20 protein-coding genes and 1 pseudogene are annotated in these 19,958 nt (G+C 60.3%); 11 read left to right on the forward strand and 10 right to left on the reverse strand.

The window, feature by feature from the left end:
* Positions 1–241: 241 nt before the first annotated feature.
* Positions 242–1,453, reverse strand: a complete 1,212-nt coding sequence (locus tag AC0L3H_RS00355) for a glycosyltransferase family 4 protein (RefSeq protein ID WP_473509559.1) — start codon at positions 1,451–1,453, stop codon at positions 242–244.
* Between the two features lie 455 nt (positions 1,454–1,908).
* Here AC0L3H_RS00355 and AC0L3H_RS00360 point away from each other — a divergent pair, with 455 nt between their 5' ends.
* Positions 1,909–2,814: a glycosyltransferase family 2 protein gene (locus AC0L3H_RS00360; protein ID WP_473584084.1), complete on the forward strand. Its 906-nt coding sequence runs from the start codon at positions 1,909–1,911 to the stop codon at positions 2,812–2,814.
* Between the two features lie 172 nt (positions 2,815–2,986).
* Here AC0L3H_RS00360 and AC0L3H_RS00365 read toward each other — a convergent pair whose 3' ends face one another.
* On the reverse strand, positions 2,987–4,567 hold the full coding sequence (locus tag AC0L3H_RS00365; protein ID WP_473584085.1) for a DUF4214 domain-containing protein: 1,581 nt from the start codon (positions 4,565–4,567) through the stop codon (positions 2,987–2,989).
* Positions 4,568–4,838: 271 nt separating this feature from the next.
* Here AC0L3H_RS00365 and AC0L3H_RS00370 point away from each other — a divergent pair, with 271 nt between their 5' ends.
* The 4 genes from AC0L3H_RS00370 to AC0L3H_RS00385 all read left to right on the forward strand — a co-directional run bounded on the left by AC0L3H_RS00370 (position 4,839) and on the right by AC0L3H_RS00385 (position 7,421).
* Positions 4,839–5,996: a glycosyltransferase family 4 protein gene (locus AC0L3H_RS00370; RefSeq protein ID WP_473584311.1), complete on the forward strand. Its 1,158-nt coding sequence runs from the start codon at positions 4,839–4,841 to the stop codon at positions 5,994–5,996.
* 164 nt (positions 5,997–6,160) lie between these two features.
* Complete coding sequence (locus tag AC0L3H_RS00375; protein ID WP_091590043.1) at positions 6,161–6,415, forward strand: FitA-like ribbon-helix-helix domain-containing protein; 255 nt, start codon at positions 6,161–6,163, stop codon at positions 6,413–6,415.
* Positions 6,412–6,849, forward strand: coding sequence for a PIN domain-containing protein (locus AC0L3H_RS00380; protein ID WP_473494731.1), 438 nt, complete (start codon positions 6,412–6,414; stop codon positions 6,847–6,849). The genes AC0L3H_RS00375 and AC0L3H_RS00380 overlap by 4 nt, the downstream gene beginning before the upstream one ends.
* A gap of 116 nt (positions 6,850–6,965) precedes the next feature.
* A complete protein-coding gene (locus AC0L3H_RS00385; RefSeq protein WP_473584312.1) occupies positions 6,966–7,421 on the forward strand; it encodes an NUDIX hydrolase in 456 nt (151 codons plus the stop codon).
* Between the two features lie 46 nt (positions 7,422–7,467).
* Here the strand turns inward: AC0L3H_RS00385 and phnF are convergent, their stop codons facing one another.
* Both phnF and AC0L3H_RS00395 read right to left on the reverse strand, forming a co-directional pair.
* Positions 7,468–8,253, reverse strand: a complete 786-nt coding sequence (gene phnF, locus AC0L3H_RS00390; RefSeq protein ID WP_473584086.1) for a phosphonate metabolism transcriptional regulator PhnF — start codon at positions 8,251–8,253, stop codon at positions 7,468–7,470.
* A complete protein-coding gene (locus tag AC0L3H_RS00395; protein ID WP_473584087.1) occupies positions 8,250–9,431 on the reverse strand; it encodes an alpha-D-ribose 1-methylphosphonate 5-triphosphate diphosphatase in 1,182 nt (393 codons plus the stop codon). Before AC0L3H_RS00395 ends, phnF begins: the two co-directional genes overlap by 4 nt.
* A gap of 120 nt (positions 9,432–9,551) precedes the next feature.
* Between AC0L3H_RS00395 and AC0L3H_RS00400 the strand changes: the two genes are divergently transcribed.
* The 3 genes from AC0L3H_RS00400 (at position 9,552) to phnE (ending at position 12,042) form a co-directional block, all read left to right on the forward strand.
* Positions 9,552–10,409 (forward strand): PhnD/SsuA/transferrin family substrate-binding protein, encoded by an 858-nt coding sequence (locus AC0L3H_RS00400; protein WP_473584088.1) that lies wholly within the window; start codon positions 9,552–9,554, stop codon positions 10,407–10,409.
* 97 nt (positions 10,410–10,506) lie between these two features.
* Positions 10,507–11,235, forward strand: coding sequence for a phosphonate ABC transporter ATP-binding protein (locus AC0L3H_RS00405; RefSeq protein ID WP_473584089.1), 729 nt, complete (start codon positions 10,507–10,509; stop codon positions 11,233–11,235).
* Between the two features lie 12 nt (positions 11,236–11,247).
* Positions 11,248–12,042: a phosphonate ABC transporter, permease protein PhnE gene (gene phnE, locus AC0L3H_RS00410; protein ID WP_473584090.1), complete on the forward strand. Its 795-nt coding sequence runs from the start codon at positions 11,248–11,250 to the stop codon at positions 12,040–12,042.
* A 68-nt stretch (positions 12,043–12,110) separates the two neighbouring features.
* On the opposite strand, the gene AC0L3H_RS00415 is transcribed toward phnE, so the two are convergent.
* The gene (locus tag AC0L3H_RS00415) at positions 12,111–13,220 is read right to left on the reverse strand and encodes a calcium:cation antiporter (RefSeq protein ID WP_473584091.1); all 1,110 of its coding nucleotides are present in this window, start codon (positions 13,218–13,220) and stop codon (positions 12,111–12,113) included.
* A 396-nt stretch (positions 13,221–13,616) separates the two neighbouring features.
* On the opposite strand from AC0L3H_RS00415, the gene AC0L3H_RS00420 reads away from it, so the two are divergent.
* Positions 13,617–14,273, forward strand: coding sequence for a TerC family protein (locus AC0L3H_RS00420; RefSeq protein ID WP_023799561.1), 657 nt, complete (start codon positions 13,617–13,619; stop codon positions 14,271–14,273).
* 111 nt (positions 14,274–14,384) lie between these two features.
* Here the strand turns inward: AC0L3H_RS00420 and AC0L3H_RS00425 are convergent.
* Both AC0L3H_RS00425 and AC0L3H_RS00430 read right to left on the reverse strand, forming a co-directional pair.
* Positions 14,385–15,514, reverse strand: a pseudogene (locus AC0L3H_RS00425) (site-2 protease family protein).
* 428 nt (positions 15,515–15,942) lie between these two features.
* Positions 15,943–16,380 (reverse strand): CBS domain-containing protein, encoded by a 438-nt coding sequence (locus AC0L3H_RS00430; RefSeq protein WP_473584092.1) that lies wholly within the window; start codon positions 16,378–16,380, stop codon positions 15,943–15,945.
* A gap of 220 nt (positions 16,381–16,600) precedes the next feature.
* On the opposite strand from AC0L3H_RS00430, the gene AC0L3H_RS00435 reads away from it, so the two are divergent.
* Entirely contained in the window at positions 16,601–17,011 is a 411-nt protein-coding gene (locus AC0L3H_RS00435; protein WP_473584093.1) for a DUF427 domain-containing protein, read from the forward strand.
* Positions 17,012–17,070: 59 nt separating this feature from the next.
* Here AC0L3H_RS00435 and AC0L3H_RS00440 read toward each other — a convergent pair whose 3' ends face one another.
* Both AC0L3H_RS00440 and AC0L3H_RS00445 read right to left on the reverse strand, forming a co-directional pair.
* Complete coding sequence (locus AC0L3H_RS00440; protein ID WP_473494741.1) at positions 17,071–17,484, reverse strand: HD domain-containing protein; 414 nt, start codon at positions 17,482–17,484, stop codon at positions 17,071–17,073.
* 150 nt (positions 17,485–17,634) lie between these two features.
* The gene (locus AC0L3H_RS00445) at positions 17,635–17,889 is read right to left on the reverse strand and encodes a hypothetical protein (RefSeq protein WP_473494742.1); all 255 of its coding nucleotides are present in this window, start codon (positions 17,887–17,889) and stop codon (positions 17,635–17,637) included.
* Positions 17,890–18,140: 251 nt separating this feature from the next.
* Here AC0L3H_RS00445 and AC0L3H_RS00450 point away from each other — a divergent pair, with 251 nt between their 5' ends.
* The gene (locus AC0L3H_RS00450; protein ID WP_473584094.1) at positions 18,141–18,482 is read left to right on the forward strand and encodes a hypothetical protein; all 342 of its coding nucleotides are present in this window, start codon (positions 18,141–18,143) and stop codon (positions 18,480–18,482) included.
* 61 nt (positions 18,483–18,543) lie between these two features.
* Here AC0L3H_RS00450 and AC0L3H_RS00455 read toward each other — a convergent pair whose 3' ends face one another.
* Positions 18,544–19,950 (reverse strand): PAS domain S-box protein, encoded by a 1,407-nt coding sequence (locus AC0L3H_RS00455; protein ID WP_473584095.1) that lies wholly within the window; start codon positions 19,948–19,950, stop codon positions 18,544–18,546.
* Positions 19,951–19,958: the final 8 nt, after the last annotated feature.

The following is a 19,958-nucleotide window of genomic DNA, read 5'->3' on the forward strand; positions in this document are numbered from 1 at the left end:
GCATGTTCGTTTGACATGGATCCACCTTGGCGGAGACTTTCACGTTAACACCGCCGTAGCCGGCCAAAGCTGGTGCTTTCGTTCGCCTTCGAGGTTGCGCGGACGGGTCCGACCAAGATGTCAGGGTGTCGAAGCAGCCAACGTCAAGACCGCCAGGCGGCCGCCCTTTGACGCGACCGGCATGCCGCCCCCGATCGACGGCCCCCGGTTCGAGTCGTTCGATAGGCTCAGCGGACCTTGATCAGCGCAGAGCCATTGCGTCCACCTGCAGCATCAGCTCGAGGTAGATTTCAGCGATGGAGCGCCAGGAATAGCTGAGGGATTTTTTATGGCCTGCCTCGATCAAACGTTGGCGCAAATCCGGATATCGCTGGATGTCGAGTACCGCTCTGGCCCAATGTGCCAGATCATCCGGATCGGCATAGAGCGCTGCGTCCTGGCAGACCTCGGGGAGGCAAGGCGATGTCGAGGCCACGACCGGGCATCCGATCCTCATGGCTTCGACGGCAGGCAACCCGAAACCCTCGATCCTGGACGGAAAAAGAAAGCACAATGCACCCGACAGAGCTTTCTTGAAATCATCATCGCTGATCCGTCCGAGGAGCCGGAGATTGTCTGGCTTCGGCTGCGCAAACCGGGAAATCTGCGCTTCGTCGATTTCGCCCGCCATCCACAGGTCCAAGCCCAACGCGTCAAGCAGCGGAGCAAGCCGGACCAGCAATTCGGCGTTCTTGTATTTTTGATCGCGCCCCAAGCATAGCACATAGGGGCGGTCGGGCCGGATTTGCAGCTTCGATCGATCGGCATCCCATCGTTCCGCATGGTCGCTGCCGTTATATGTGACAGTGATCTTCTCCTGCGGTGCGATGCCGTATTTGATGAGATGCTGCCGCGAAAGCTGCGAGACGGTGGTTATATGTGCGGCCCGTCGGCCAAGCAGCGGAAGAATGAAGCGGTGGGCCCATCGGAAGCCGCGCCCATAACTCTCCGGCATCAGCCTGGTATGCAGGTCGTGGATGCATGCGATTTGCCGTGTCAGCGCCACCGGCGCCAGATTGCAGAAGCTGAGCAACCCGCCCTCAACGTGGCGTGGCAGTTGCATCTGCACCCAGAATTGCGGAAGGCGCGGTTTGTTGAATTCGGGGACGACCCGAATGCCAATCGCCTGCAGCGGCAATTGCTCCCGACGCGGGACTGCCAGATCAAGTTCAAGTCCCTGCGCCAACGGATGGCCCTCGTCCAGGAGAGCGTCGAGCGCAAGCGTGACCTCGCGCGCATAGCGGGCAACGCCGTTTGGAGGCAGCGCGACGAAATCGCCATTTATGGTCCAGCGCCTGGTGCGGCCACCGCGGGCCCCCCCGTCCTCAGCGGGAACCGCCGGAAACGAGCTCTTGCCATACCTCTCGAATGGAAGCGGGTCGGCGCCGATTGTCCCGGCCGCCCTGGCGGCCACGGCGGCAGATCTTCCGTAATTTCGCTGTCCCATAAAGTGCACCATGTCCGCGATCCACATTCAACCTAGCATCCGGGAGACAGTGCGAACCTCTGCACCTTCGAAGTATGAGCTTATCCCTTGGCGTTAATCCGAGGTCCGCACTGCCTCGCGCTGCTGACGGAGCAGAGTCATGCCCGCGACATTGAAATGAAATTGGTCGTGCCACCTGTCCGGCCGCGTGAGGCGTTCACCCTGGGAAGTTTCGGGCACCAATCGTGGAAGGCCGTGAACCTGCGCGGCCGCTAAGCCCAAAGGAGAGGCATGCGATCCGAAGATGAGGTTGCTACACCTATCGAGGCAGGCGGTAGCGCCGGATTAGCCCCGCAGCCCCCCTTTTTAACAGGCTGTCTGCCCCCATCCCAAGGCTTACCGTCGCAGCGAAATCGCCCTTGTCGCCTCTAGCAGGATTGCGCATGAAGCTCGTCGTGATCATTGCAACCCTTGGCCGCGGCAGCCAACTTTGCCGATTGCTATCGCATCTGCAGCGCCAGACTCAACCACCTGACGAAGTCGTCGTTTCCGCGCCCGATGCCACGCATGTCGAGCTTCCCGAGACAAGTTGCTTTCCGGTTTCCCTTGTCTTCGGGAAGAAAGGGTCATGCGTGCAACGCAACAGCGCGCTCGATCACACAAGCGGACGTTTCGATATCGTCACCTTCTTCGACGACGATTTCGTGCCGGCCGACGACTATCTCGAGCGCGTCACGAGAGCTTTCGAAGAGCATGACGACTGGGCTGTGGTCATGGGCAGAGTGGTCAAGGACGGCGCCGTCAACGCGGGGTTGGATTGGCACGACGCCATGCTGGCTCTCCACCAGTCGGAGCAGGAGCCGCCGCCACAGCCAGAGGTCGTCGATCATCTCGGCGCCTATGGTTGCAACATGTCCATCCGGGCCGCCAGAATTGGCAAGCTGCGCTTCGACGAGCGCCTGGTACTCTACGGCTGGCAGGAGGACATAGATTTCAGCAGCCAGTTAAGGTCATGCGGCCGCGTCGTCGCGGTGAATACGATCCGCGGCATCCATCTTGGTATCAAGACCGGGCGCGTGAGCGGCGAGCGGTTCGGATATTCGCAGATCGTCAATCCGGTTTATCTGATCAAGAAGGGAACCATGCCCGCTACATTCGCTCTGCCGCTCATGGCGCGCAATGTCGCCGCCAACCTTGTGCGCAGCGTGCGGCCAGAGTCCTACATCGACCGCCGCGGAAGGCTGCGCGGCAACATCCTTGCCATGCTTCATGTCCTGAGGGGGCGTATCGAACCCGAATATGTTCTTGATATGGGCAGAATCCGCCATTCCGGAGATCCGCACTCATGATCCTCGCAATTGGCGTTGCCCGTTCCGGTAGTCGCGAAAAGGCGGCCGGGGCACCGCTCGGGCCACAGGACAATGCGCAAAGATGGTGCTTATGGCGAACTGCCAGCATCATGTTTCGACCGCTGTCCAGGACACCCCAACGACAATCTTGCGGCCAGTGATGTTCATTGAACTATTGAGGCTCGTTCGGAAACAGAACCTTGTGTCTGGAGCGGAACTCATGTGAATGGATCAATTCCGCCACGATCCGTTCTCCACTCGCCTCGCCGCTGTCCAGTTTCGACACGTAATCAGAAAGCCCATGGCCGTCTGGCTCCCGTCCCAGCAATGTCCGATAGAGAATGGCGATGTATTGCGCATTTCCAAGACCAACTGGCTGATTGTCGGTCCTGAATTCGACCGAAAGCAACAGCTTTGTCAGTATCGGAAATATGGATGGATCCTTCTTCATCGCGACGACCTCGCGCCACTGCTCGGCTGGAGACGGCATGCGATGCAAGATAACGCAGTAAGCATATGCAATCTGGTTGGCCGGGAGGGCAGACTTGTCGAACGCATCAAGCGAACAGGGCTGAAATGGGTCGGTCACGGGATCCGGAGGCACCGACATCTGGCCCGCAGGCGACGGGCTCTCCCTCGCGACCGTCGGCGAACTCGAGCCTGCATCGCCGTTCGCAATGGACTTCTTTACGGCATCATATGCCGGCTTTTGCCCGCTCGGCGCCCATAGCCCGTCGCCGCGCTTCTTCAGGTGCACGAGGCCCATAAAGGCCTCGTAGCTTGGCGCCCAGTACGGCTCATCGAGCAGTTCGTAGATATGGGCTGCTTCCAATCCATATGGAGATTGATATCGGCGCAGCATAGTCATCGTCTGCACCAGACCGTCCGCCTGCTGATTTTCTCCCCCCTGGCTGCCCCCAGGGTAGTTGAATTCGGTCAGCCAGATTGGACGACCGAGAGTGGCCAGGAACTTGAATGCTTCCTCGGGGTCGCCCCCGTAAAGATGCCAGACCGATATATCCCATCTGATGCCGTCCTGCAGCATCCGGGTGAACGCTCCGCGGTGACCCCAGCCGGCCGTTCCCATTGCTTTTCTTATGGTCGGATCCACCGCGACGGTTGCATCCGACAGACCGCGCAGCACTGCGCTCACCTTAGACCAGCGTGGGCTGAAGTAATGGGATGTCTCGGTGCCGCCGGCAGGGCCCCAGGAGCAATTGTATTGTATTCCGCCTTCCCGCATCTCGCAGGGCATCAAGATGGCATAATTCTCCATCTCGTTGCCAAGCTCCCAAACGCGGATGTCGTCCTTGAAGCGGGATACCAGTGTCGAAGCGAGATGGTAGGCCTGCGCATAGAGGTCATCGACGGTCCCATTGTCCAGGTCGAGGCCGGGCGTGATTACCGGCAGGATCTCGACTCCGCGCTCCTTGCCCGCCTTGACCAGTTCGGCAAGTTTGGTGGCGCTGTCGAGGCTGGAAATGTTGACGCGATACGACTTCATGCCGAGGTCGCGGACATAATCGAGTTGCTGTTCGATCGATATCCCGGGATAGGCGGTAAAGGGATGGCCATTCACCCCCCAGAGCAGATCCGCTGCGCACGAAGCTGTCATGCCCAGCAGGCATGCCAGGGTTGTCCACAAACGTCTGGTCGCGGCGACGGCCCGTCCAACGGAACCTGGTTGCGATGGATTGGTCGGCCGCTGCATCAGCGCGAACTTGCATGTTTTGCGCCAGACATCATGCGGCATCACTCCACTCGCTGAACTCGCCTGACATCCATCCGAGCACGACGATCGAGATCTGCCGCACTGCCCAACGCAGTCTATCAAAACCGCGCCACGCAGAACCTCACACATTTGGCGTAAACGCCCATGATTGGCCTCGCCATTCGGATGAGAGCTACCGGGAAGCCTCTGAAGCAAACGACCGGGTGCGTCCCAAAGGCCAGGATGACCCCGCTGTCCTGGTCGTCCAAAGTCGTGGAACTGAGGCATGGCGCTGGTGATCAAAAACCTTGTGATGACACGACATTGGACAATCAACGGCCGCTTTCTCGCGCAGCCGACCACCGGAGTTCAGCGCTACGCACGCGAGATCGTTTCGGCGCTGGACGCCTTGATCGTTGGCCAGGCTGCCTTGACACGGGATCTGACGGTCGAGTTGCTGGTCCCGCCGGGGGCGCTCGACAATATGCCCCTGGCAGCGATCCGTGTCCGGACTGTCGGCAGCTTTGGCGGACATTTATGGGAACAGGCTGTGCTTCCGGCCTGTCTTCGCGGCGGGCTGCTTAGCCTCTGCAATATGGGCCCTGTGACGGTTCGTCGGCAGGTGCTGTGCATTCACGACGTCAATACACGGGCATGCCCGCAGAGCTATTCATTTCCATTTCGGCTTCTCTACCGCACCTTGGTTCCTGCCTTGGGCCGGGCCGCGCATAAGATTACGACGGTGTCGAAATACTCTGCGGGTGAACTGGCGCGCTATGGCGTGTGCCCGGCGGCAAAGGTCGAAATTGTAGGCAATGGGCATGAACATGCGTTGCGATGGGCTCCTTGCCACTCGCAACAAACACTGGCAGTGGCCGGCCCTGGTACGATCGTCGTGCTTGGCAGTTCTATCCCGCACAAAAATGTCGGCTTGATCATCGGCATGCACGAGCGTCTTGCCGCGGCGGGGCTGCAGATTGTTGTTGTGGGCGCTTCAACGTCCCGCGTTTTCGCCAGCAGCGGCGATCAGAAATCGCAAAACGTCATTTGGCTGGGAAGAAGGTCGGACGCGGAACTCGGCGCGCTTCTGCGCGATTGCCTATGCCTCGCGTTCCCCTCCTTGGTCGAGGGTTTCGGGCTGCCGCCCCTCGAAGCCATGGCACTGGGATGTCCGGTGGTCATGTCGGACCGTGCCAGCCTGCCCGAAATCGGCGGCGATGCGGTCTTGTACGCATCACCTTGCGATGAGAATGCATGGTTCGATTGTTTCATGCGGCTGGTCCACGAAGAAGGCCTCAGAACCAACTTGATCGCACGCGGTCGCGCCAGGGCGGCGCGATTTCAGTGGGCCGCGTCGGCTCAGCGCTATCTGGAGCTGATGGCCAGCGTGGATGGAGTTCCGTCACTACCACCGCTCATGGAAGTCGAATGCGACCCGAATGAGCGACTTGCGGCGGCCAGTATCATTTGAGATCGTCTCGAGCCCAAGGGAAATTTGCCATTCAGGCGCACCACTCCCGTTCAACTCGCATGAGTAGATGGGATCGGGACCAGATGTTTCCGGTCAGGGTTGCGCCTATTGTTGCACTTGCGTAGAATGCAAGCATGTCAATCATCTTGAGGGCTTGCAAGCAAATGCCATCCATCACAGTCCGCAACGTGCCCGATGAAGTGCACCGCGCCTTACGGGTGCGCGCAGCCATGCACGGGCGTAGCGCAGAAGCCGAAATCCGCGACATCCTGGAGAAGGCGGCGCGGCCCGAGGGCCGTGTCAAGCTCGGCTCGCTCCTGGCCGCCATCGGCCGCGAGGCCGGACTTGCGGATGAAGACGTGCGCGCAATACAGCAACTCCGCGACAAGACCCCAGCCGAGCCGATGAAGTTTGAATGATCCTCGTCGACACAAACGTGATTTCCGAGCCGTGGAAGCTCGCGCCCGACCCGGGTGTCGTGGCGTGGATCGACGCGCAGGCTATCGAAACGCTCTATCTATCGGCCATCACTGTAGCCGAGTTGCGTTTCGGTATCGCAGCGCTGCCTGCCGGCAAGCGCCGCGAAACCTTGCACGAGCGCATGGAGCGGGGCGTGTTGCCGCTGTTCAGGGGGCGCGTGTTGCCCTTCGATCTTGACGCTTCGCAAGCCTATGCCGAACTGGCGGCGAACGCCAAAGCGGCTGGCAAGGCAATCGGCAAGGCTGATGGCTATATCGCCGCCACAGCCGCTGCACGGGGCTTCATGATCGCGACACGCGACACCAGCCCTTTCGAGGCTGCGGGGCTGAATGTCGTCAATCCCTGGGTTGGCCAAGCAACGAGCGAGATTTGACCTGGCGTCAGTAGCCGGTCGCATCGACGCAGGGCAGGGCAGTCTTTCGACAAACGGAACATGTCCCGTTCAGCCTGCCTGCGATGATAGGCTGGATGGCGGAGGCATATGAGGCGATGGCGAAAAGAAGTGCAGGCGTCCTGCCTTACCGCAGATCAACCGGTGAACTGCAGGTGCTGCTTGTCCATCCTGGCGGGCCGTTCTGGCAAAGCCGCGATCTCGGTGCATGGTCGATTGCAAAGGGCGAGTATGGTGATGACGAACAGCCGGAAGCTGCGGCGCGTCGCGAATTTGTGGAGGAAACCGGCTGGGAGCTCTCGGGAGCGCTGCTTCCGCTGGGAGCGCTGCGCCAGCCCGGCGGCAAGCTTGTTACGGCCTTCGGCGTCGAAGACGATTTCGACGCCGGCACCTTGCGCAGCAACATGTTCGAGATGGAATGGCCGCCGCGCAGCGGCCGCATGCAGACTTTTCCTGAGATCGATCGCGCAGGGTGGTTCGGCCTCGAAATGGCCCGGGAAAAGTTGCTTGTCGCCCAGCGGCCTTTTCTCGACCGGCTTGTGGTGTCTGTCTAAGGGTCGACCCAATGGCCTCAACTGGTCGTGTTGACATGCGCCATAATCAGAAGACGAATTCGACGGATGTCAGCGGCCAGCAGCCGCGGGTCCATTCGATTGGTACGCCGTTTCGGTCCTCGTTGACAGCATTGATGCGGAATACTGGCGTTCCGGGCGTCAGCCGCAGGATTTCCGCTTCATCGGGGGATGCAAAGCCGCCACTGATGCGCGTCTCGGCCCGCCGGTAGTTGTCGATGCCATGCGCGCGGAAAACATCGGTCACCGACTGACGCACATCGTATCTCTGCTCGAAGTCGGGGAAGACATGCGCCGGAAAGAACTTGGTATTGACGTAAACCGGCTGCTTGTCCGACGTTCTGATCCGGCACAGCCGGATAATGGTGGTGTCAGGTGCGAGACGCAACCGTTCCGCCACGGCCGCTTCGGCCGGTTCCCGGACGATCAGCAGCGTATTGGTGCCGATTTCCTGGCCGTGGGCTTCGAAATTGTCGAGAAAGCGCTGTCCGTCGCGAACAGTGAATGTCGAGGGCAGGTTTCGCACGAAGATACCGACGCCCTTGCGGGCGGTGAGGTGGCCCTCATGCTGTAACTGCTGCAGCGCCCGGCGAAGCGTAATGCGGGTGACCGCGAGTTTCTGTGCCAGATGCGTTTCTCCGGGAAGCTGGCTGCCCGGCGCAAGACTGCCGCTCTCGATCAGATCGAAGATGTGATCGTAGATCTGCTGCCAGATCGGCGTATCGCTGCGTGGCCGAAAGACCAGCCCGTCAAAGGCCAGAAGGCGATTGCCATTGCGCTCGTGTGGTGTTGAAATTTTCGTGTCCAAGGTCATGAAACCTTATCCACCCGCGACCGCCGTGCAGACCGTCGGTCTGTGCGGGAGAGCCCGGAGCTATAGACAATTTGTCCATGGACCATGGTGGCCACCACACGCGGATGCTCTGGATCGCCAGCATCGACCAGGATCAGACCCGCCCGGCGGCCGGCAACAAGCGAGCCGCGATCGTCGAGGTCGGCCACCCGGGCCGGGTTTGCCGAAACCAGATTCCAGATCGAGGGGAAGTCGCCGGCGTCCGGCGAAGACAGTCTGAAGGCCGCATGCAGAGGCGAAGGGTAGTGGTAATCGCTGGTCAGCACCGTGCAAAGTCCGGCTCTGACGGCCTCGGTGGCATTTAGCGCTCCATTATGGCTGCCGCCGCGCACGACGTTGGGCGCGCCGAGGATCACATCCTCGCCCATTTGCCGCGCGGCCTTGGCCGTTTCGAGCGTTAGCGGAAATTCCGAGGCCTTTGCGCCGAGGGCGCGAAAATACATGCGTTCCTCGGGAGACGCTTCGTCATGGGCAAGAAGCACATTGCCATTGGCCCGCGCAGTTGCGGCCAGCTTCCCGATCGCGATCTCAACCTCGGCGCGGCGGGACCAAATCTGGCCGAGCAACGTCATGTATTGCTCGCGGCTCAAGCCAGACCGCTCCGCCATCTGACCGATCTTGCGGGCAATCGTGCCGTTCAGCACCGACCCCGTGGTATGATCGTTGACGGCGATGATCGGCCGTGGCGAAAGCGAGAGCCATCGTACGACCTGCGCCATCTGATCAAGCGCGAAGGTCTCCCAGCGCAGATGCAGACGCGTATCGCAGCCAAGGCTATCGCGGAGATCGCAGACCGCGCCGATCAGCTGTTTGGCAGCGTCGAGCGAGCGAAGTCCAGGCTCCCACGACACCGTGACGCCGTGAAAGGCCGTGGTTACGCCATTGGCGACAAGCTGGCGGTCCGTATCTTTCAGCGCCAGCGCGGTGTCGAAGCGGACACCGGGCCGCGGCATGATCTGGCGCTCGAAGCCGTCGCCGTGAATATCGACGATCCCCGGAAGCACGAGCAGACCATCGGCATCGATTGTGGAGGCATGGGCCGCCCGCAGCTCTGACAGGGCGCCGCCGGTGACGCTCAGGTCCGCGGTTTCAAGTCCCCGTTCGGTAAGGATGCGACCACCCTGGATGTGCCAGTTCACTGTATCCCTCAAAAAGCAAAGTCTGCCGGTGGCGCCGGCGAAATGTCACGAGCACGTCATCTGCTGCGTATACGGATTAGCGGGTAACAGTTTCCTGTCTATACAGCAAAGGAAAAAACGATGATCCGCAGCATCGCAACCGCACTCGCCCTGACGCTTGCCTCCGCTCTTCCAGTGTTTGCGGAGCCGGTGGAATTCGCGGTAACCGACATGGAGGGACTGGAGGCTCTTCAGCAGGAATTCGGTGCTTTCCAGACCGCTCTTGAAGAGGCGACCGGCCTGGATGTCGAGCTGTTTCCGGTCAGTTCGCGGACCAGCGCCGTCGAGGCGATGAATTCCGGGCAGGTCGATCTTGTCCTGACCGGTCCTGCAGAATACGTCGTCATGAAGGAATTAAGCCAGCCGAAGATTGTTGTCGCCTGGCAGCGCCCCGACTATTTCGCTCAGATCGCCGTGCTGGCGAATGGACCGATCCGCTCGGTCGAAGACTTGAAGGGCAAGAAGGTCGCATTCGGCTCGGTCGGCTCGACGTCCCAGCACCTCGGCCCCGCGCAGGCGCTGGCCGATTTCAACCTGAAATATGCCACCGATTACGAACCAGTAATCATATCGCGCAACATCGCGGCTGAGGCTCTCATCCGCGGCGACATCGCCGCTATCGGCTTGAATTTCGGCTATCTGAACTCGGTCCGGGAAGCATTCCCCGGCGTTGCCTTCTCGGTCATCGCACGGGGCCGCGATCTGCCGAACGACATTCTTGTCGCCCGCAAGGACATTTCAGATGACGTGTTCGTCAAGATCCGCGATGCCTTTGCGAAGAATGGCAATGAGCTGATGAAAGCGATCTTGACCGGCGAGGACAACCAGAAATTCAAGGGCGGTTTCTTCCTGACTGATGTCAGGGACTCGGACTACGACTATGTCCGCTCGATGTACCGCACGATCGGAATTGAGACCCTCACCGACTTCGTAAACTGAGGCTTGCTCCTTTTTCATCGACTTGCTCCTTTCAGCGACAAGGCCGGCGGCTAACCGCCGGTCTGTTTCGCAGTTCGGTCTGGGCCAAGAGGTCACTATGACAGCCATCATTCGGGCGCACGATCTTGCGAAGAGCTATGCGAACGGAAAGGTCATTTTCTCCAGTATCGGCCTCACCATAGCATCGCGCGAACGGGTTGCCCTGATTGGCTCGAACGGTGCTGGAAAATCCACCCTGCTCAAATGCCTCATTGGTCTTCTACCGTCGAGCGGTGGCGAGGTCGTCACCCTCGGCGAGAGCTTCCGCTCGGCGCCGTCCGTCGCCCAGCTGCGGCGCATACGCAGGCAGATCGGATTTGTCTTCCAGCACCACGGACTGGTCAGCCGCCAATCGGTTCTTACAAACGTTTTGCAGGGCAAGCTCGGGCTGCCCGGCGGCTGGCGCGGCTGGCACCATTCCATCGCAAAGCAACACTGGCGCGAGGAAGCAATGAAAGCCCTCGCCGAAGTGCGGCTTCTCGGCAAGGCGGGCGCCCGCGCCGACGCGCTTTCTGGAGGGCAGGCGCAGCGGGTGGCGATTGCCCGTGCGTTGATCCGGCGTCCGAAGCTTTTGATAGCAGACGAACCGGCGGCAAGTCTCGACCCGGCGGCTGGACATGATGTGATGCGCGTCTTCTCCGAGCTGACCCAGGAACAGGCGATCACTTTGGTCTACACCACGCACGACATGGAACATGCTCTCGACTACTCCGACCGCTTGATAGCGCTCAAGGCGGGCAAGGTCTTCTTCGACCGACCGACGGCGCAGGTGACCGCGCTGATCTGAAAGACGTCTTCGATGCATGACCGCCTTTCGCCGAGCCGGATTCCATCGATCTCGCCCGTCACTTTCAGCTTTGCCGTCGCTTTGGCCGCTCTCGTGATCGTTTCCGCCGGGCAGGTCGCACCTTCGCCGGAACAACTGGCAGGCGGGGTGCCCCGAATGGTCCATCTCGTCGGCCGCATGATACCCCCAAATGTCGAGCCAGGGTTCCTCCTGAGGGTTTTGTGGCGCATGGTCGAAACGTTTCAGATAGCGCTCGTGGGGACAGCAATAGGTGTCGTCCTCAGCTTGCCGTTTGCCTGGCTCTCGGCCAAGGACATAACCCCGATCGGCCCGTTCCGGCATATCTCCAGGATGCTGGTCTCGTTGTTCAGGACTGTTCCAGATTTGGTCTGGGCACTACTTTTCGTGTCAGCCGTTGGTCTCGGGGCGGTTGCCGGCACCATGACCATCGTCGTCGATTCGATCGGCTTTTGCGGGCGCTTCTTCGCCGAGGCGATGGAGGATGCCGACGAAAGACCTCAGGAAGCGCTGTTTGCAATCGGCGCCGGACGATTCTCTGTTCTGTGCGGGGCAGTACTGCCTGACGCCATGCCGTCCCTGATAAACACCACGCTCTTCGCGCTTGAAAAGGCAGTGCGCTCATCAGTTGTTCTCGGCCTCGTTGGAGCCGGTGGCATCGGCCAGGAGCTGAAGGTCGCGTTCGATCTTTTCCAATACAGGAATGCCTCGACCATCATTCTCGTGATCTTCGCCATCGTGGTGTTGATGGAGTTCGTGACGGATCGCCTACGCTCGAAGGTCCAGTAATTGCAGGCTAGGCATGTGCGCCGCAAATCGACAGAACGCGGCGATCGCCGAAGACGGCGGGCGATCACCTACGGCACGAAGATAAGGAACAGATAGGCGACAAACACGACGAGATGAACGAGCCCTGTCAGCATCGTTGTTCGGCCCGTCCCAAAGCTCACGATGCTGATGGCAAGCGCGAGGAGGAGAAGCACGGTATCTCCCGGACCCAGACCAAGAGTCAGGCTTCGTCCGGTGAGCAGGCTCGCCGCACCGATCGCCGGGATTGTCAGGCCGATTGTGGCGCAGGCCGAGCCGAGGGCGACATTCAGCCCTCGCTGAAGCTCGTTTTTGAGCGCTGCCCGAACCGCCGATACCGCCTCCGGCATAAGCACAAGCGCAGCGACGAAGAAGCCCACGATGGCGTCCGCCTGGGTAACTTGAAGAAACTCGAGCCCATTCTCGATGCTGCCGGCCACCTGCTCGGTCAGAAGAACGATCCCTGCCAGTCCGACAAATAAGAGGAGCACATTGGTGGTCACTTTCTCGCCCTCAGATACATGCTTGTCATGTTCCGCGCTGGAGGTCAGGTCTTCGATAAAATCGCCCCGATGGCGCACCATCTGGGCAAAGACGAAGGCACCATAGAGGAGGATTGAAAGAACGCTCACGAAAGCGAGCTGCGAGGCGGAGAACGTACCGGGGCTTGTTGCAAGCGTGTAGTTTGGAAGGATCAGCGTAAGAACTGTCAGCGCCATAATGACGGCAAGCGAGGCGTTGGTGCCCTGTCGTTTGATGTCCTGATATCGATGCTTCAGCCCACCCAGGGTGAGGCAGACCCCGACGACGCCAGCGCAAACGATCATGACCGTCGAAAACACGGATTCGCGTGCCAGCGTCGGGTTGTTCTCGCCGTGCAGCATCATCGAAACGATGACCGATGCTTCGATGGCCGTCACCGAAAATGTCAACAGCAGCGTGCCATATGGTTCACCGAGCCGCAGTGCGACGGCTTCTGCATGATGCAAAACCACAAACACTGTCGCGAAGATGAAGATAGCGACGATGATCAACGCAAGGATCTTGATCGAGAGCGGCGAATGCTCGATCGATGCGGCGCCGAAATGAATGAGTGCGGCCAGGCCCAAGGAGCCGATTGGGAACAGATATTGGCCGATCGGTCGCCGATGAGCAGCCAAGACGGAATTCCCTTCATCGCCATCGACGGTCGCAGATCGGGTGTTGGAGAAATTGACCGAAGCCCACTGTATCAACCTTACTTGCGGCTGCCGGCCCGTTCAATGGCCGCGTGGCCGATCGACCTGGCTCAACCAGCTTGCCGAGCGATGCCGCATATGCGGATCACAATTAAGCCTTGAGTTTTTGCGCTTGGGGCAATAGCTAGGTGCTACCAGGCCGGGCCCCTCTGGCAGTCCATCAGGACTGCGATGTCGGACTGGAATTCCAATCCGGGTGGCCTGGCTTTGAGTTTTCTTCAGCTGTAGCGGCATCTCTCTTGTCATACGCGGTGTCCGCGTTGCTCTACGGTTATACTCGCAAGCCGCGTCACCCCTCGCTGAACGCAAGGGTGCCGTATGACAGATTTTTTCAGTCCCGAAGCAATGACCGCTCTCATGCAGGTCATCATGATCGACCTGGTGCTGGCCGGCGACAATGCCATCGTTATCGGCCTTGCCGCGGCCGGACTACCCAAAGAGCAGCGCAGAAACGCAATCGTCGTTGGCATAATCGCAGCGGCCGTTCTGCGCATCGGCTTTGCGGCCGCGACAACCCAACTCCTGCAGATCGTCGGGCTGCTGTTCGCCGGTGGTCTTTTGCTGTTGTGGGTCTGCTGGAAGATGTGGCGCGAACTCCGGCAAAACCATGCGCAGGAAGCACAGGCGATCGAAGCGCTTTCGGAAAGCGACGTCGACTACGATGGCGTCGTAGCTGGCAAGGCTCCGCGCAAGACCCTGGCCCAGGCAACCTGGCAGATCATCATCGCCGACGTCTCCATGTCACTCGACAATGTTCTGGCGGTAGCCGGTGCTGCGCGCGAACATCCGAACGTGCTGATCTTCGGCCTTGTCCTCTCCGTAGCGCTGATGGGCATCGCTGCAAACCTCATTGCCAATCTGCTACAGAAGCACCGTTGGATTGCCTATGTCGGCCTGGTGGTCATCCTCTACGTCGCTGGCGACATGATCTATCGCGGTGCGCTTGAACTTCTGCCTCATGTCGGGGGCGCTTGAGGCACAGAAAAAAGGGCCGGGACGACCTTCGTTCCGGCCGATTTCTGCTTATCGCTCCGCTACGATTTAGAGCGCACTCACCCGATCCGGCAGTGGAAAGAATCCTCGTGCTCAGATCCGCGTGAATCGTGGCTTGGTCCCACGCAAACGACCAAATCGGAAGGCATCTGACACGGCCGAGCGGATCATGAGCATCTCGCCTATGGTTCGTGTGTCATGAGCCCGACCAGCCGGTCGGAACTGTCGACGACGGCTACAGCAGGCACATCTGCCTGCTGCATCAGCCGCAGGCTTTCCTCGAGACTTTTGCGGTAATGTATTTTCGGGATATCGTGCCGCATTGCGCTCGCGACCGGTGCGGCGGGTCCCTTTTCCTTCAATGTCCGGATCATGTCGTTGCGTGTCACCAATCCTTCAAGATGGCCTGCGGAGTCGACGACAGGGAATTCGTGCTGCGTGGTCGCGAGCAGCATCTCGATTGCCTGGTCGAGCGTCGCCGACCGTTCCAGCCGGGCGAACTCGGTGATCATCACATCCGCGACAAGGACGCTTGTGGCTACCTCCCGGATCTGTGCGTTCTGCGCTTCCGCTGCCGCGGCGAGATAGACGAAGATGCCGATGAAGATCAGCAGCGGATTGTAGAACAGCCCAACAAAACCGAAGACGAAGGCCAATCCTTGCCCGATCGTGGCGGCGATCTGGGTTGCGCGTGACCACGAGAGGCGGGCGGCGAGTGCGGCGCGCAGGATACGGCCACCATCCATCGGGAAGGCTGGGATCATATTGAAGATGACCAGGAAGACGTTGACCCCGGCAAGCCTGGCGAGAAAACTCATACGCGGATCCTCGATCCCGGCCATCTGTTCGACGCCCGCCGACCCGCCGAGCAGGACGAAGATCAGCGCGGCGATCGCGACATTGACCAGCGGCCCCGCGACCGCGATCACGAACTCCTGCCCCGGCTCTTCGGGCATGCGTTCTAGTCTGGCGACGCCGCCGATCGGGAAAAGCGTAATGTCCGGCGTGTTGATGCCGAAATACCGTGCGGCGGCGATGTGGCCGAACTCATGCAGGACCACGCAGGCAAAAACCGCAATGATGAAGGCAACGCCTTGCCAGGCCGCTGGCGTGCCGCCGATCTGATAGTGCGTCAGCCAGATCCAGACGAGCAGAAGCAGGAAGGTAAAGTGAACGCGCACGGTGGTGCCCGCGATCGTCCCGAGGTTCAGCGACCAACCCAAATCCGTCCACTCCGAGAGGCCCGACCTTCGCAAGAGGCCCCACCTTCGCAACAGGCTTTGGCAGGACGCCTGCAATCGTTCGAGAACATCAGGTGCTCAAGCTCATCGTCTGCGACTAAGGCTGCCCGGCCGCGAGATGCCCGCCTCGGTGTCGCGCGGTCCCGTCGCAAGAACAGCTTATCACGAGACGACATCCGGGTGAACGTCTCGGCGCGTGATCTGATGCGTCCGCGCCTGCACGATGATTTCGCCCCGCCGCGCTTTTTTCGGCGCTGAAGGACACGGTGCTTCGGATCGTTGTCATGGATGCTCCTGAACCTTTGCCGAAAAACATCGCAAATGTAGAAGGCTCCGGCGCGGCGCCGGCGTTAGCCGACGCACCGCGAAACAAGTGATGTTGACCTTGCGCCGACATGTCGCGGCGTTAGTCAGTGAGCAGTCTGCGAATGCTCGCCGCCCGGCTTCGAGATGTCGCTTAAAGCTTCTCCCGCTTCTGCCGCTTCGCCATTCGTCGCGAGATCGCCAAGCGAGATGATGCCGACGAGCCTCTTGTCGCGGTTCAGAACCGGGAGCCGACGTACCTGCAAGTCGCCCATGTTTTCAAGCACATGCTCGACGTCTTCGTCATCGAAGCAATATTTGACCTCCGGGCTCATGACATCACGCACCTTCGTGTCAGGTCCCTTGCCCAATGCTACGCCGCGGATCGCGATATCTCGATCGGTGATCATCCCGACCAGCCGGTCGTGGTCGCCCACGGGCATGACTCCGGCGTCAAGCCTGCCCATCATCTCAGCCCCTTCGCGGATCGACTGTTCGGGGTTAGCGACCTGTACATTCCTCGTCATGCAGTTGCCGACCTTCATGGCAGTCTCCCTTGACTTGCGAAGCCCCGCCGCCGGTTCCGGTGTCAATCTAGGAAACGAACTCTTCGGCGGTAACGTTCCCTTGAATCTGAATGCCCCGCGGGAGGTTTTTCATCTGTCGCCGGCCCCCCCGATGTCGCGGCTCCAATGAGCCTCACGCGGTTGGAACCTGACAGGCGATACGACGTTCCAGGAGATCGGCAGCCAACGGAGAAGTCGCATGCATCCCTTAGCAGTAAATTCCACCAGCCGTCCCGGCGCGCTGACGATTACCCCGTTCAATGGAACCGTGACGGTCAGGTTCTCCGACGCGATCATTGCCTCGACAGAGCGGGCAAAAGTGCTCCATGAGGAGGGGCAAGATCCGGTCTTCTATATCCCGTTCGAGGATATCTATTTCGACCTTCTGGAGAAGACCAACACCACAACCCACTCCCCGCTGAAGGGCACGGCCAGTTACTGGCGGGTCCACGCGGTCGGCGGAGCGGCCGACGACTTCATGTGGGCCTACGAGACGCCCGACACGCCGGCATTGGCCATCGCCCGCCATGGCGCCTTCGATCCCAGCAAGGCGCGGATCGATGCCGATCCTGCCGAGGACAAGCGACATACGCCTCACCTCCCCGAATAGAGCCTCGCATGAAGGTCGCACATCGGCCGATCACGCCACAGGCGACAATCCTTTCGTCATCAGGAGAATTCTTCGTCGAGGATCCGCAGTCCGTCTTCATATTTCGATGTCGACGCGCCAATCTGCTGTGCCTGCCATAAATTGTCGGTAAGATCGGCGCGCTTGACCGGCAGCGCCAATGGGTTGGCTGCTGCTCTGCGCACGAAATCGAGGTCGTCCTCGTCCGGCCTGCGTGTCATCGCATCGACGGCCGATACGATGGATGTTCCGAAACCTGCCGCCTCGAGGCGCTCGCGATCCCAATCGTCGCTTTTCTCAACAACGTCGTGGAGGTAGGCAACGGCCTTCTGGTCGAGCGTTTCGACGGCATCAACGACCCGGCGGCAATGCTCGATATAGGGCCGTCCGGTCTTGTCCGTGTGCCCCGCATGAGCTTGTTCGGCGATTTTTGCCGCGCGGTAAAGGAAGCTCACTGCCTCGATCCTTGCTGGCCTGTGTGATGTATGCAACCAGCCTTGTTCTGGTCCACAACATGCCTCACCGAACGCGCGACGATTGCCTGAAGTTCCACAGAATGGGCAAGGCTCCGGCGCCGAAACATCTCCAGCGCCGCGAGGGCAGCCTTACAGCTTGCTGCCGCCCTGGTCGCGGGACGCTCCATCGACAATGCCGGAAGTGGGCAGAATTCCAAAATCCTGCGACTTGGCACCTTGTGCCGCTGTCAAAAATCCGTCCGCGTGGAGGCCGCGCCGCAGCAACTCCCTCACGGCCGCAGACCGGCTTGGCATGCGCCTTTCGAAGCGCCAGTTTTCCAAAGCAGCCAATTCCTCCGACGTTAGCATGATCTGCAGTCGTTCGGGTCTTTCCAGCTCGGCCATTTCTGCCCTCCAGACGCTCAAAGTTAGTATTTATCTAAGAAGTAGGAAAAGCCTCGCCAGCCGTCAAGACCGGCTCATTGGCCATCGGCGTGAAAGGCTCACAGTTACCGTCAAGCGTCCATCGTGTAGCCTGAGCCGTATGCTAACTTGTTGATTTTGTGTGTTGTTTGATGGATTACGCTTGTCATTCGAGCTGCTATGGCACATGCTGATCTTGAGGGACAAACCGCTCCTGAAAGGAAGGGTTTTCCATGAGAGACGGTTATTCGGCCCATTTGTGTCACGACGTTAACCTGCAAGTTTGGACCGCCGCCCGGTGCAAGGGGATAGTCAATGTCACTGCGGTGGCCGAGGTTGTGCGGCTGCGAAACCTCGCAGAAAACGTTGCGCTTGAAGACGTCGAATGCTTGGTGTTGCAAGCCGCCCAGTTCTACGGGGCGGCCATGGAATTCGACGGCCTGATTGTGTTTGAACCGGGTAACGTCGATCGGCACTCGCTTGGCTGCGATGCCCTGCCTGGAAGAGGCGACGTCGATGTTCTGGAGGACAGGGCTGTTTCGCCTTATTTTCGCCCGCCGGACCAAACGCAATAGGTCTGGCCGAACACAGCGGTCGCGGGGAAGGGCTCAGCTTCACGAGCGCGGCGAAATTCCTTCAATCGGCCGCGATTTCGGCCAGTGATGTCTGGACGAAATGCAGCGGCGCCTCGAGCGTCCAGGTGATGCCTCGGGCGTGGAACTCCAGCCGCCCGCTGCCGCTGAGAGCCTGCGGCGCCACTCGCTCGAGCACGACCAGTCCGAAACCGCGCCCCCTGACAGCGTCCAGGATTGGCCCGTCCAACTCACGCCAGACCAGTCGAAAGGTCTCAGCGCCGTCGCCCGCAGGGACCACGTGCCAATCGATCTCGACACGTCCGCCGTTGCACGACAGCGCTCCATGTTTTGCCGAATTGGTGGCGAGTTCGTGAAAGGCTATGCCGAGATACTGGACGGCGTTCGGCTGCAGTACCACCAGTGGCCCGGCCATCGACACGCGGGACTGCGCTGCGAAGGCCTTGAGCTGGGCCTGGATGAGCTCGCCGACCGTCGCGCCGCGCCATTCGGCATTGACCAGGAGATCATGGGATTCCGAAAGCGCCATGATGCGCTCTCGAACTTGCCCGAGGAAAGCCTCAGGTGTGCTCGTCAGCTTGCTTGTCTCGCGGATCATCGAGATGATGACCGAATACTGGTTCTTCACCCGATGGTTGACCTCGCGCATGAGCAGTCGGATGCGCCGTTCGTTCTCCTTGTGGGAACTGATGTCGCGCGCGATCTTGGAGGCGCCGACGACCCGCCCGATCCCGTCGCGGGTCGGTGAGACGGTGAGCGAGACCGAAACGAGCGTGCCGTCCTTGCGCAGGCGCATCGTCTCATAGGAGGGGACGCGTTCGCCGGCGCGGATGCGACTGATGATCGAGACTTCCTCGTCGAGACGGTCAGGCGGAATGAGCATCGTCACCGGCCGGCCGATCGCCTCGGCAGGCGTGTAGCCGAACAGGCGTTCTGCAGCATCGTTCCAGCTAGTAATGATGCCATCCATGTCCTTCGAGACGATGGCGTCCATCGACGACTCGACAATGGCGGCAAGACGCATGCGGGCTTCATCGCCCAGCGTCTGCGTGCGCAGGTCGAGCAGCGTGTTGATGGCACCGACTACATTGCCCGCTTCGTCGCGAAGCAGCCGTGGGTGAGCCCTGAATGGGACCAGTTCGCCATCCGGCCGCTCCGCAATCGCCTGGTCCCAGGAGACATCCCGCCCTTCGCGCAGCGCCACGGCCATCGGACACTCGCCATGCGCCATATCCCGACCGTCCAGATGACGAAGCTTCCACGAGCCGCACCATAGGTCCCGACCGATAACAGGACGATGGCCCCAGAGCTCAGCTGCGGCTTCGTTGAAGAAGGTGATGTATCCCTGCCCGTCGACGGTGTAGATGGCGACCGGCAGTGCCTGCATCAGATCGGCAATGGGAATGCCCGGAACTCCGAGGCCGACATCGGCTTGTTCAACGAAGTTCACTTATGGCG

Source organism: Mesorhizobium sp. WSM4816, from assembly GCF_055811535.1.